12 protein-coding genes are annotated in these 12,566 nt (G+C 61.3%); 5 read left to right on the top strand and 7 right to left on the bottom strand.

The window, feature by feature from the left end:
• Nucleotides 1-81 precede the first annotated feature (81 nt).
• The 3 genes from NPS56_RS15370 (at nucleotide 82) to NPS56_RS15360 (ending at nucleotide 1,998) form a co-directional block, all read left to right on the top strand.
• Nucleotides 82-303 carry a DUF1127 domain-containing protein gene (locus tag NPS56_RS15370; protein WP_274075379.1) on the top strand — a complete coding sequence of 74 codons (222 nt, stop codon included), beginning with the start codon at nucleotides 82-84 and terminating at the stop codon, nucleotides 301-303.
• Between the two features lie 161 nt (nucleotides 304-464).
• Nucleotides 465-704, top strand: coding sequence for a DUF1127 domain-containing protein (locus NPS56_RS15365; RefSeq protein WP_274075378.1), 240 nt, complete (start codon nucleotides 465-467; stop codon nucleotides 702-704).
• Between the two features lie 67 nt (nucleotides 705-771).
• A complete protein-coding gene (locus NPS56_RS15360) occupies nucleotides 772-1,998 on the top strand; it encodes a winged helix-turn-helix domain-containing protein (protein WP_274075377.1) in 1,227 nt (408 codons plus the stop codon).
• A 92-nt stretch (nucleotides 1,999-2,090) separates the two neighbouring features.
• Here the strand turns inward: NPS56_RS15360 and NPS56_RS15355 are convergent, their stop codons facing one another.
• Nucleotides 2,091-3,437, bottom strand: coding sequence for a class II 3-deoxy-7-phosphoheptulonate synthase (locus NPS56_RS15355; protein ID WP_274075376.1), 1,347 nt, complete (start codon nucleotides 3,435-3,437; stop codon nucleotides 2,091-2,093).
• A gap of 159 nt (nucleotides 3,438-3,596) precedes the next feature.
• Between NPS56_RS15355 and NPS56_RS15350 the strand changes: the two genes are divergently transcribed.
• Complete coding sequence (locus NPS56_RS15350) at nucleotides 3,597-4,352, top strand: spermidine synthase (protein WP_274075375.1); 756 nt, start codon at nucleotides 3,597-3,599, stop codon at nucleotides 4,350-4,352.
• A gap of 88 nt (nucleotides 4,353-4,440) precedes the next feature.
• Here NPS56_RS15350 and NPS56_RS15345 read toward each other — a convergent pair whose 3' ends face one another.
• Complete coding sequence (locus NPS56_RS15345; RefSeq protein WP_274075374.1) at nucleotides 4,441-5,232, bottom strand: crotonase/enoyl-CoA hydratase family protein; 792 nt, start codon at nucleotides 5,230-5,232, stop codon at nucleotides 4,441-4,443.
• A 72-nt stretch (nucleotides 5,233-5,304) separates the two neighbouring features.
• Nucleotides 5,305-5,544, bottom strand: coding sequence for a hypothetical protein (locus NPS56_RS15340; RefSeq protein WP_274075373.1), 240 nt, complete (start codon nucleotides 5,542-5,544; stop codon nucleotides 5,305-5,307).
• Nucleotides 5,545-5,655: 111 nt separating this feature from the next.
• Here NPS56_RS15340 and NPS56_RS15335 point away from each other — a divergent pair, with 111 nt between their 5' ends.
• A complete protein-coding gene (locus NPS56_RS15335; RefSeq protein WP_007973525.1) occupies nucleotides 5,656-7,329 on the top strand; it encodes a DEAD/DEAH box helicase in 1,674 nt (557 codons plus the stop codon).
• A gap of 77 nt (nucleotides 7,330-7,406) precedes the next feature.
• Here the strand turns inward: NPS56_RS15335 and NPS56_RS15330 are convergent, their stop codons facing one another.
• The 4 genes from NPS56_RS15330 to NPS56_RS15315 all read right to left on the bottom strand — a co-directional run bounded on the left by NPS56_RS15330 (nucleotide 7,407) and on the right by NPS56_RS15315 (nucleotide 12,433).
• The gene (locus NPS56_RS15330; RefSeq protein WP_274075519.1) at nucleotides 7,407-9,515 is read right to left on the bottom strand and encodes a mechanosensitive ion channel family protein; all 2,109 of its coding nucleotides are present in this window, start codon (nucleotides 9,513-9,515) and stop codon (nucleotides 7,407-7,409) included.
• A 110-nt stretch (nucleotides 9,516-9,625) separates the two neighbouring features.
• Nucleotides 9,626-9,802, bottom strand: coding sequence for a hypothetical protein (locus NPS56_RS15325; RefSeq protein WP_274075372.1), 177 nt, complete (start codon nucleotides 9,800-9,802; stop codon nucleotides 9,626-9,628).
• Nucleotides 9,803-9,964: 162 nt separating this feature from the next.
• Entirely contained in the window at nucleotides 9,965-11,254 is a 1,290-nt protein-coding gene (locus NPS56_RS15320) for a M18 family aminopeptidase (protein WP_274075371.1), read from the bottom strand.
• An 87-nt stretch (nucleotides 11,255-11,341) separates the two neighbouring features.
• Nucleotides 11,342-12,433 (bottom strand): hypothetical protein, encoded by a 1,092-nt coding sequence (locus tag NPS56_RS15315; RefSeq protein ID WP_274075370.1) that lies wholly within the window; start codon nucleotides 12,431-12,433, stop codon nucleotides 11,342-11,344.
• Between the last annotated feature and the right edge of the window lie 133 nt (nucleotides 12,434-12,566).

Here is a 12,566-nt window from a genome sequence, read left to right as displayed (position 1 = left end):
GATGGTTACCATCAGAAACATTCGTTGGATTGATCTTAGTCCCGGGCAGAGACTTGAGCCATCCAAACGGAGGGCAACAAGATGAAAGGTCAACATGAAATCCATGGCGCTGAAAAACATTCGGTTCACCTGATTTCCGATCTGTTGCACAAGGTCGGCCGCTGGTACGAGCTGCACCGTGAGCGCGAAATGCTGGCGAGCATGAGTGATGAAGCGTTGAAGGACATCGGCTTGAGTCGTGCCGACGTCGCTCACGAAGCAGAACTGCACTTCTGGCAAGACCCGATGGGCAATGGAAAGTAGGCTCGACACCCCATGAAATGTCCCGACACTACCCCGTCATCCCGGCAAAGGCCCGGGCTGACGGGGTTGTCGCGAGCCCGAAACAGATGGTCATAGAGCTTTGCTGGAGCCTGTTTTTACACTGGCCGAAGATCCTCTCCCCAACATCGAGGAGTGGTGTCATGGAACGACGAAGCATTGAAGGAATACACGCGAGGCATGGCGTGCGAACTGCACTCCACAGACTTCGAGAACCAGTCTGGGCAGCGATCACACGACTGCAGCGCTGGCGCCAACTGAGCAGGGATCGCAGCGAGCTGGCGCAATTGAGCGATGACTGCCTGCGCGATATTGGCTTGAGTCGAGCCGATGTCCGCCGGGAGTCGACTCGACCGTTCTGGGATGATCCACTCAAGCGATGAGACGTGGCCATTGGCGTTTTTCCCGCCTGCCGCTAAGGTGGGGAGAGCCTTGCCGATGAGCCTTCAGATGCCTGCTTCCCTGTCTTTTTCCTTGAAACAAGCCAGACGCCTGGCGCTGGCCGCCCAGGGTTTTGCCGGGCGCCAGTCGCCAGCGTCGGTCAAGCCTGCCGCGATCAACCGCTTGATCGAGCGCCTGGGCATTTTGCAGATCGACTCGGTCAATGCACTGGTGCGCTCGCACTACCTGCCGCTGTTTTCCCGGCTTGGGCATTATTCAGCCGACTTGCTCGACCGGGCGGCCTGGAGCCAGGGGCGACACCGTACCTTGTTCGAGTACTGGGGGCATGAAGCGTCCCTGCTGCCCTTGTCGCTGTACCCGCTGATGCGCTGGCGCATGGGGCGGGCCAGCCGTGGCGAAGACATTTATCAACAACTGGCGCGTTTCGGCCGCGAACAGCAGGACACGGTGCGCCGGGTGCTGGCCTGCGTTGAAGAGCGCGGTGCGTTGGGTGCCGGCAGCCTGTCGACCCGCCAGGAACGGGCAGGGCCCTGGTGGGACTGGAGCGCGGAAAAGCATGCGCTGGAATGGCTGTTCGCCGCCGGCGAGGTGACAGTGGCTGGCAGGCGTGGCTTCGAACGGCTTTATGACCTGCCGGAGCGGGTCATTCCTTCGCAGGTTCTGGCACAGCCGCTGATCAATGAAGCCGAGGCCCAGCGCGGTTTGCTGCTGCATGCCGCGACAGCCTTGGGCGTGGGTACCGAGAAGGACTTGCGCGACTACTTCCGTCTGAATCCTGCCGACAGTCGTCCGCGTCTGGCGGAGTTGGTCGAGGCGCGCGAGTTGCTCATCTGCGAAGTCCAGGGCTGGAAGCAACCGGCCTATTGCCTGCCCGGGCCCAAGGTGCCGCGCAAGGTCGAGGCCAGCGCGTTGCTGTCACCTTTTGATTCGCTGATCTGGGAGCGCAGCCGTACCGAGCGCCTGTTCGATTTTCGCTACCGGCTGGAGATCTACACGCCGCCGGACAAGCGGGTCTATGGCTATTACGTGCTGCCGTTTCTTCACAATGAGCGGATTGCCGCGCGGATCGACCTGCGTGCCGAGCGGGTTGCCGGGCGGTTGGCGGTGCATGCCGTGCATGAGGAGGAGATGGGGCTGGATGACGAGGGGATGTTGGCGTTGGCTGTGAGTCTGCGACGGATGGCGGATTGGCTGGGGCTGGAGCGGGTGCAGTTGAATTGCCCTAGGGCGAGCGCGTACAGGTTGCGGGTGGCATTGGCACAGATAGGGGGATGAATGATCTGGCCCAATCGCCAGCAGGCTGGCTCCCACATTGGACCTGTGTCGTACACAAAACCCATGTGGGAGCCAGCCTGCTGGATCAAAAACTACCGCCGAACTTGCTTCAAAGTTTCAGCAATCAAAAACGCCAACTCCAGCGACTGATCGGCATTCATCCGCGGGTCGCAATGGGTGTGGTAGCGATCCGACAAGCCGTCCTCGGTGATCGGCCGCGCACCACCAATGCACTCGGTGACGTTCTGCCCGGTCATCTCGATGTGGATGCCGCCGGCGTAACTGCCTTCGGCTTCGTGGACCTGGAAGAACTGCTTCACTTCGCCAAGGATCTGCGCGAAGTCGCGGGTCTTGTAGCCGCTGCTGGCCTTGATGGTGTTGCCGTGCATCGGGTCGGAACTCCACAGCACCTGTCGGCCTTCACGCTGCACGGCGCGGATCAGCTGTGGCAAATGATCGCCGACCTTGTTCGCGCCCATCCGTGCGATCAGGTTCAGGCGACCCGGATCGTTGTCGGGGTTGAGCGCGTCGATCAGGCGGATCAGGTCTTCGGGGTTCATGCTCGGGCCGACCTTGACCCCGATCGGATTGTTCACTCCGCGCAGGAATTCGACATGCGCGCCATCGAGCTGGCGGGTGCGGTCGCCGATCCACAGCATGTGCGCCGAACAGTCGTAATAATCGTTGGTCAGGCTGTCGCGACGAACGAAGGCTTCCTCATAATTGAGCAGCAGCGCTTCGTGGGCGGTAAAGAAACTGGTTTCGCGCAGTTGCGGCGAGCTGTCCATGCCACAGGCGCGCATGAACGCCAGGGTTTCATCGATGCGGTCGGCCAGGTGGCTGTACTTTTCCGCCAGGGCCGAGTTGGCAATGAAATCGAGGTTCCACTTGTGTACCTGGTGCAGGTCGGCAAACCCGCCCTGGGCGAAAGCGCGCAGCAGGTTCAGGGTGGCGGTGGACTGGTGGTAGGACTGCAGCAGGCGTTCCGGGTCCGGCACGCGGCTCTTTTCATCGAAACCGATGCCGTTGACGATATCGCCACGGTAGGCCGGCAGTGTCACGCCGTCGATGGTCTCGTCATTGGCCGAACGAGGCTTGGCGAACTGTCCGGCCATGCGTCCAACCTTGACCACCGGGCAACCGGCCGCGAACGTCATGACAATGGCCATTTGCAGCAGCACCTTGAAGGTGTCGCGGATCTTCGCGGCGGAAAACTCGGCGAAACTTTCGGCGCAGTCGCCGCCCTGCAGCAAGAACGCGCGCCCCTGGGTCACTTCGGCAAACTGACGGCGCAACTCCCGGGCTTCCCCGGCAAACACCAGCGGCGGGTAGCTGGCCAGGGTCTGCTCGACGTGCTGCAGATGCGCCGCGTCGGGGTATTGGGGTTGTTGCTGGATCGGCAGGGCGCGCCAGCTGTCAGGGCTCCAGGGTTGGCTCATCATGATCTCTAGTGTTTTCCGCTCGGACGTCCATGTTATCAGCAATTAGTGCGTGACCTGTTCCCGTCGCTTCGCCGACAATCGCGCCTTTGCCGCTTCCGCTGCGGTTTATCGCGTTGCTGTTTGCCCAAGAAGGCCCGGTGACGATCAGGAGACGAAATGACTGAGGAGCGCGTCGAGCATCTGCTCGCCGAGGTGCAGGACGAATTTGGCGTGATCCGCGTGCTGGAAGTGGCCGATTACCGTTTTCTCGAATTCGGTGATGCCATCGAGCAAAGTTGCGTGTTCACCGCTGATCCGAGCTGGCTCGAGTACGACTATACCCGGGCGATGCTGATTGGCGCGCTGTGCCATGAACAGCCGGAAAGCGCGCTGTTCCTGGGGCTTGGTGCCGGTACGCTGACCCAGGCCTGCCTCAAGTTCCTGCCGTTGGAAGATGTCGAAGCCATCGAGCTGCGCCCGGATGTGCCGCGCCTGGCGATCGAATACCTGGGGCTGGACGATGATCCGCGCCTGTATATCCGCGTGGGCGATGCCCTGGAGCTGCTCGACACCGCTGAACCGGCGGACCTGATTTTCGTCGACCTGTATACCGACGTCGGTCCGGGTGTCGGGCACCTGGCCTGGTCGTTCCTGGAAAACTGCCAGAAACGCCTGAATCCGGGAGGCTGGCTGGTGATCAACCAATGGGCCACCGACGACGGCAAGCCACTGGGCGCTGCGTTGCTGCGCGGGCTTTATCACCGACATTACTGGGAGCTACCGGTAAAGGAGGGCAACGTGATCCTGATCGTGCCATCGGAGCTGGACCAGGTGCTGGACATGCAGGCCCTGACCGCCCGGGCCGAAGCGCTGGCGCCGCGGTTGGGGTATTCGTTGCAGTCGTTGATCAAGGCGATTCGCCCGGCGACATGAAGATCACCTGTAGGAGCTGCCGCAGGCTGCGATCTTTTGATTTTAAAGATCAAAAGATCGCAGCCTGCGGCAGCTCCTACACGGATTTTCAGCAACCTTTGAAAATGCCGGGGCGCCGCTCAACCAGCGACCGCACACCTTCCTGCGCATCCTCGCTGGTCAGCAACTTCTTCACCAGCGTCGGCAGCCCTCGCGCCGCGGCGGTCTCGCCCTCGTAGCGGGCCTGCCGGGCAGACAGCAACGTTGCCTGGACCCCCAGCGGCGCCTGCCGGGCAATGCGCTCGGCCAGTTCAATTGCCCGCGGCAGCAAATCCTCGCTGGCCATGACTTCCTGCACCAACCCCAGATGCAGGGCATCATGGGCATCGAACTCGTCGCCCGTGAGCATCCAGCGCATGGCGTTGCCCCAGCCAGCCACCTGATGCAGGCGCAACGTGGCACCGCCGAAGGGGAAGATGCCGCGCTGCACTTCCATCTGCGCGAAACGGGTGTTGCTGGCACACAGGTTGATATCGGCGGCCAGCATCAACTCGATGCCGATGGTCAGGCAGTAGCCCTGGGCGGCGACGATCACCGGTTTGTTGACCCTGGGCCCGGCGAAAACTCCCCACGGGTCGCAGCCGCCGGGCGGGGCTTGCCAGCCTTCGGTCAGCGCCGCGCTGGCACTGACCAGGTCCAGGCCGGCGGTAAAATGTTCGCCATGACCGAAGACCACGGCCACCCGTGCTTCGCTGTCGGCTTCGAACGCGCCGTAGGCCAGGCTCAGCTCGTTGAGCAAGTCGAGATCGAAGGCGTTGCGCTTGGCGACCCGGTCCAGTCCGATCATCAGGACATGACCGCGCTTTTCACGGCTCACGCGGCTGGTATTGAGCTCTTTCATGCGGCATTTCCTCGAGCGGGAGATGGGCGCGCAGACCCGGGGTTTGTGGCGGGTGGGTGAACCGTTTTAGCGTCATCGCCCGCAGGGCAGGGCCTTTGAAAAGTAGACGCTGGCGCGATTATCCGCAAAGCCTGTGACAGAACGCCGAATATGGGAGTTTTGCGATAAAAAAAGCTCCCTTTTTCGGCAAATTCCGGTATAGTGCGCGCCGGCCTTTAGCCGGGCCGCGTTTAGGTGGCGCAATTCCCCGAAGTCATATTCGGTTGCACGTTCGCCCAGCGAACTCTTCCTGAACGATTCTTTTTCATTCATTCGTTTTCGCAAATCCCCGCCGACAAAGCTGCCAGGGCGACTCTTGAGTCTCAACACGGCATGCGCAGCTTTGGAGCATGGGTCTTTGCGGATGCACTTAGAGGCAGACCCATGACCCAGGAAATCGGCGGCTTCGCCGCTCTTGAACTTCACCCTAATATTGTCGCTGCAGTAGTCGCTACCGGCTATGAAGAGCCTTCGGCCATTCAGCAGCAGTCGATCCCGATCATTCTCGCCGGTCACGATATGATTGGCCAGGCGCAAACCGGTACCGGTAAAACCGCTGCCTTTGCCCTGCCTATCCTGCACCGCATTGATCCGTCCAAGCGCGAGCCGCAAGCTCTGATCCTGGCCCCAACTCGTGAGTTGGCGCTACAAGTTGCAACCGCTTTCGAAACCTACGCCAAGCAAATGCCGGGCGTAACTGTTGTGGCTGTCTACGGCGGCGCGCCGATGGGCCCACAATTGAAAGCAATCCGTAATGGCGCACAGATCGTTGTCGCCACTCCGGGCCGTCTGTGCGACCACCTGCGTCGCGACGAAAAAGTACTGGCGACCGTGAACCACCTGGTTCTCGACGAAGCCGACGAAATGCTCAAGCTGGGCTTCATGGACGACCTGGAAGTCATCTTCAAGGCCATGCCGGAAACCCGTCAGACCGTATTGTTCTCGGCCACCTTGCCGCAATCGATCCGTGCCATCGCTGAGCGCCACCTGCGCGATCCGAAGCACGTGAAGATCCAGAGCAAGACCCAGACCGTTACCGCGATCGAGCAGGCTCACCTGCTGGTTCACGCTGACCAGAAGACTTCTGCCGTTCTCAGCTTGCTGGAAGTGGAAGACTTCGACGCCCTGATCATGTTCGTGCGCACCAAGCAAGCGACCCTGGACCTGGCCAGTGCCCTGGAAGCCAAAGGCTACAAAGCCGCTGCGCTGAACGGTGACATTGCCCAGAACCAGCGTGAGCGCGTGATCGACTCCCTCAAGGATGGCCGTCTGGACATCGTTGTGGCGACCGACGTTGCTGCTCGTGGCCTGGACGTTCCGCGCATCACTCACGTGTTCAACGTTGACATGCCGTACGATCCGGAATCCTACGTTCACCGTATCGGCCGTACCGGCCGTGCTGGTCGCGAAGGTCGTGCGCTGCTGCTGGTGACTCCACGTGAGCGCCGCATGCTGCAAGTGATCGAGCGTGTAACCGGTCAGAAGGTTGCTGAAGTTCGCCTGCCGGACGCTCAAGCCGTTCTGGATGCGCGCATCAAGAAGCTGACCAACAGCCTGTCGCCGCTGGTGGCTGAAGCCGAATCGACCCACGGTGATCTGCTCGATCGCCTGACCGCCGACATCGGTTGCAGCCCGCGTGCCCTGGCCGCAGCCCTGCTGCGCAAGGCTACCAACGGTCAAGCGCTGAACCTGGCCGCTATCGAGAAAGAACGTCCACTGGTGCCGAACAACGCACCGCGTGGCGATCGTCCAGAGCGTTCCGGTGATCGTCCAGAGCGTGGTGACCGCGAGCGTCGCGCACCGATGCCACTGGGCGAAGGCCGTGCTCGTTGCCGTACCGCGCTGGGTGCGCGTGATGGTATCGCTGCCAAGAACCTGCTGGGCGCCATCCTCAACGAAGGTGGTCTGGCCCGTGAAGCCATCGGTCGCATCCAGGTGCGTGACAGCTTCAGCCTCGTCGAGCTGCCGGAGGATGGTCTGGAGAAGTTGCTGACCAAGCTGAAGGACACTCGCGTTGCCGGTAAGCAGTTGAAGCTGCGTCGCTACCGCGAAGATTGATCCGCCCTCGGGCTGATTGATCGAACATAAAAAATCCCCGACTGGTTCGGGGATTTTTTTGGCCTGCGTTTAACTGTTTAACCCTTTTCTTCACCGCCGCCCGCCGTCACCACATGGATGCTCATGCGCGGTGTGGCCAGGTCCAGCCCGGCTTCATCCAGATGTCGCTTGAGCGACAGGTTGAATGCCCGTGAAACTTCCCACTGCTTGATCGGGGCGGTCTTGAACCGGGCCCGCAGGATCGCATTGCCGGACTCGAAACTTTCCACACCCTGAAATTCCAGGGGCGACCAGATATTGCGCCGCTGCAGCGGGTCGGTACGCATTTTCTGGCCGACGTCGCGCATCAGCTTGATCGCGTTGTCGATGTCCATGTTGGCAGGCACCGCGACCCGGAAGATCGCGTAGCCGAATTCCCGGGAGTAGTTCTTGATGCTCTTGATTTCGCTGAACGGAATGGTGTGGACGATGCCGTCGATGTCCCGCAGGCGCACGGTACGAATGGTCAGGCCCTCGACGGTACCCAGGTGGCCGCCGACGTCCACGTAGTCGTCGATGGCCAGGGAGTCTTCGATGATGATGAACAGCCCGGTGATCAGGTCGGCCACCAGCGATTGCGCGCCAAAACCGATGGCCAGGCCGATCACACCGGCACCGGCCAGCAGTGGCGTGACGTTCATGCCCATGTTCGCCAGGGCGACAATCAATGCAACGATGAAAATCGCCACGAACAGCACGTTGCGGATCAGCGGCATCATGGTCTGTGCGCGGGCGTTGGCCAGGCCTTTGCGCGAGCGCGTGAGGGCGTGATGCACGGCGGTGTCGCTGAGAATCCAGATAAGCCAGGCAAATATCAGCGTGCCGACCAGGCTGAACAGTTTGACGCTGACCTCATGGCCTTCGCCTTCGGTGAAGCTGATCAGCGACATGCCCCAGACCCGCAGGCCCAGCTCGATGAATGCCAGCCAGACCAGCAGATGGGCCAGGGTATAGAAGAAGTTTTTCAGGCGTTCCGAATACAGGGCGTGACGCTTGGCCCCGCGTTGCGGTTTGAGGGCGTGACGGCGTACCAGGCCGTTGATAACCATGCACAACACCAGCAACACGGTGCAGATCAGCGACTGGCGCAGGGCGGTGCTGGTGTCGCCGGCCGAAACGAAGGTGGCGAACAGGGAAATACCCACCAGCACCAGTGCCGGTACATACCAGAAGGTGCCGAGAATATCGATGGTGTCGCTGAGGGCACGGCGGGTCAGGCGCCGGGACAGCGGCTGGTTGCGGATCAAATGGGCAATCGGGCGGCGGAACCGCAGGATGAACAACCCCGTGGACAACGCGGCCAATACATTGGCTACCGTCGCCGCGGTATGTGCCAGGTGCACGCCAAGGCTTTCCACCAGGCGCGGGTCGTTCAGGGCTTCACCGAAAGCGGCGAAACTGCCGATCAGCCACAGCGGCCGGAAGGCCTGGTGCCGCAGGATGTACAGGGCGCGGTGACGGTGCGGGCCGTCGAGCAGGGAAAAGGCAATCACGCAGATCGCCGAGAAACAGGTGCCGACCACTAGCGCATACGCCAGCACCATGGCCAGGCTTTTACCGAGTGAGGAGGGCAGGGCGTAGCTCATGTAGACGGTGATGACCAGCGCGATTAGCCACGGCCCCAGCTTGCGCAGGGCGAAACGCAGCATGTCCAGGGCCCTGGGGTGTTGCGGCAGTTCTTCGGTCAGGCCAAAGCGCATGCGCACTCGATGACTGACCCAGATCAGCGCCGCCGCCAGCAGGCTCCAGACCATCAGGATCATGGCAAAGGCGAAGATGATCGGCAGCCACTCGTTGGCCGGCAGTATCAGCGCGGCCAATTCATCCTTGGCCAGGTCGAACTCGCTGGACCAGCGATTGAGCGGGCTGTCGACGCCGGAAAACTGCTTTTCGAAGCTGGCCAGGGTTCCACCAATCAGGCCCAGTACGCCTTCCTCGGCGACCGGCTGGGCTTTTTTTGTGGCGTCGCGCAGCTTCTTCAGATCCGCCAGCAGCTTGCTGCGCTGCTGATCGTTCTCCAGCGACTTGATGACTTCATCCAGGGATTGCCCGAGGGGTTCCTGCGCCTCGGGTTGGGTTTTTGCCGGGCTGCCAAGCAGGCTCGGCAGCCCGACGGCCTGGGCAGGCGCTGACGGCATCAGCGTCATCAGGCAGATAAGGAAAAGTAGACGAGCGAACACTAGGCGGTCAACCTCGAAATGGGCAGATCGACCGAGTGTACGAGCCCGTCTGGACCAATGCGAGCCGGGGTGGGGATTTATTCGTTGAGTTTGGCGAGGATCTTGAAGATCACCGTGGCGAGGATCAGCAGCATGCCGAGCCACATGGCGAGCACGCCCGCGTTCTTGTCGCGAAAGTTGAAACCGACTGCCAGCATGATCATCCCGATGAGAATAGGGATGAGCATGCCGTGGAACGAGGACATCGTGATCATGGCGACTGCCTTGTCAAAAGGGATAGTTAAAGTCTAGGTGGATTTCCTGCGACCCGTGTAGGAGCTGGCGCAGGCTCGGGCCGCGTTCGGACGATCTTTTGATTTTTAAAGTCAAAAGATCGTCCGAACGCGGCCCGAGCCTGCGGCAGCTCCTACAGGAACCTACGGCAATTCGCGGCAGGCGTAGAACGCGCTCAGCACCTTGACCAGATGCGCCAGGTCATGGCTGCCGCACAGTTCGCGGATCGAATGCATGGCGAAGGTCGGCAGGCCGATGTCCACGGTACGCACGCCCAGGTGGCTGGCGGTGATCGGGCCGATGGTCGAGCCGCAACCCATGTCACTGCGCACCACGAAGCTCTGTACCGGCACTTCTTCGGCCATGCACAGGTGACGGAAGAACCCGGCGGTTTCGCTGTTGGTGGCGTAGCGCTGGTTGCTGTTGACCTTGATCACGGGGCCGGCGTTGAGTTTCGGGCCGTGATTGGCATCGTGCTTGTCGGCGTAGTTGGGGTGCACGCCGTGGGCGTTGTCGGCCGAGACCAGCAGGGATTTCTGGATGGTGCGCACGAATTCGTCGCCTTCGGGCAGCAGGCGGCGCAACGTCTGCTCCAGCATCGGGCCGTCGGCGCCACAGGCCGAGCACGAGCCGACTTCTTCATGGTCATTGCAGACCAGCACGCTGGTTTCGTCGGTGTCGGTGGTCAGCAGTGCTTGCAGGCCGGCATAACAGGACAGCAGGTTGTCCAGGCGCGCACCGGCAATGAAATCACCATGCAGGCCGATGACGGCCGCGCTTTGGGTGTCGTAGAAGCTCAGTTCGTAATCCAGCACGACGTCGGCGTTCAGGCCGTGTTCGCGGGCCAGTTGGTCGGTGAGCACGGCACGGAAATCCACGCGCTCGTCACCGGCGAATTGCGCCAGTACCGGTGGCAGCTCGGTCTGGGCATTGATCGCCCAACCCATGTTGGCTTCACGATTGAGGTGAATGGCCAGGTTGGGGATGATCGCGATCGGCGCCTTGAAGTCGATCAACTGGCTCTCGACCTTGCCGTCACGACGGAAGGTGACGCGGCCGGCCAGGGACAGGTCGCGGTCGAACCAGGGGGCCAGCAGGGCGCCGCCATAGACTTCGACGCCCAATTGCCAGAAACCCTGGCGTTGCAGTTCCGGCTGGGGCTTGACCCGCAGGCACGGGCTGTCGGTGTGGGCGCCGACCAGGCGAATGCCACCGTGCAGCGGCGAGTGCCGGCCCATCTTGATCGCGACGATCGACGAGTCGTTGCGGGTGACGTAGTAGCGACCATTGGCCTCGGTGTTCCATGGCTCGCGTTCGTCCAGGCGTTGGAAACCCGCCGCTTCCAGGCGCTGAACAAGGCTGGCGGTGGCGTGGAACGGGGTAGGGGAGGCCTTGAGGAAATCGATCAGGCCTTGGTTCAACTCTTCGCGCATAAGTAGCTCCAGACAGCAATGGCGCCAGTTTAACGTATTGGCCCGATGCATTGGACAAGAGCTTTCAGCGCCGAGCCCGCCAAGCCGTCAATGATTCATCCGCTCGCGCAGATAGGCAATGATGGTTTGTTCGTCCGAAGACTTGGTCGGCCGGGGCAGGTGTTTCGGCCAGCGACCCTTTTCCGTGCCGAAGAACCTTTGCTGTTGGTCTTCTTCCCAGCGCAGGATTTCCCGGGAGGCGGACTCCCACCACTCATGGCGGCACACTTCGTAATACGGATGATCAGGCGCCGCGCTGCCATACAGCAGGTCGCGACCGACCTTTTTCACGCTCTTGTGCTTGTTGCGCAGTTGCCACTTGATGCGCAGGCGCTGCCAGGGTGAGGGCACGGGTTTGCAGCGCGGGACTTCTGTGCACAGGGCCGGCAGCTCCGGGCGGAATTGCTCGCCATGACGGCTGAAAAAATGCTTCTGCATGGCGTGGAAGAAGCGTTTTTCAGCGAAGTAGTGATAAACGAATTTCTTCGCCTCCTGAACGGGCTGGTTGCGCATCGCGAACGACAGGGCGATCTGCTCGATGGTATGGATGTCGAACGAGCCCTGGGTCCATTCATCGATCAGGCGGATCGATTTTTCCAGCAGGGGCGTATCGCCGTCGGTGACACCGCACAGCCCGCTGTTGTAAAGCTTGAAACTATTGTCGGAGGAGATGCCATGAGCTTGCAGGCAACGCCCGAGCTTGACGTAGTCGGGGCGTTCGCAGACGTAGCTCCAGTCGTACTCGAAACGGTCCATGACGTAGCGCCCGGGCCCGATCCGTTCGAAGACGCGATGGGGCGATTCGAGGAACAGCGTGTCGGTGTCGACGAACAGGGTCTTCTGTGCAAGCTTCAGCCCTTGGGCGATAGCGCAGGCCTTGCGCCGGTGGTGATAGCCGTTTTCGCCCTGCCATTGGGCCAGGGTCTGCTCGTCCAGGGCGATGGTGTCGACCGGCCAGCCGGCATAATCCTCGGGACGATCGGTCATGACCCTGATGCACAGCGACTCACCCCGTTTGAGCTGTGCCAGGGCGGTGAGCATGCTGAACTTGGCTTCGCGCCGGTAGACATCCTGGTTGCCATAGATGAGGTAGAGCAACTGGTGCGGTGTTTTTTCCAGGGGGGTCAGCGCTTCGCGCATAAGTAGCTCCAGGCAACAGAGACGCAAGTTTACCGTATTGGCTCGCGGCATTGCTTCACCCCTTTTTATAACGGGGTATGTGACAACAAATGAAAACGCCCTTCAATCGAAGGGCGTTTTCAGGCGAGGCTTG

Source organism: Pseudomonas putida (assembly GCF_028682635.1).
In the GTDB taxonomy this organism is placed as follows: Bacteria; Pseudomonadota; Gammaproteobacteria; order Pseudomonadales; family Pseudomonadaceae; genus Aquipseudomonas; species Aquipseudomonas putida_AE.
Note: the sequence above shows the minus strand (reverse complement) of the source record. Positions and strands in the feature narration are given on the sequence as shown.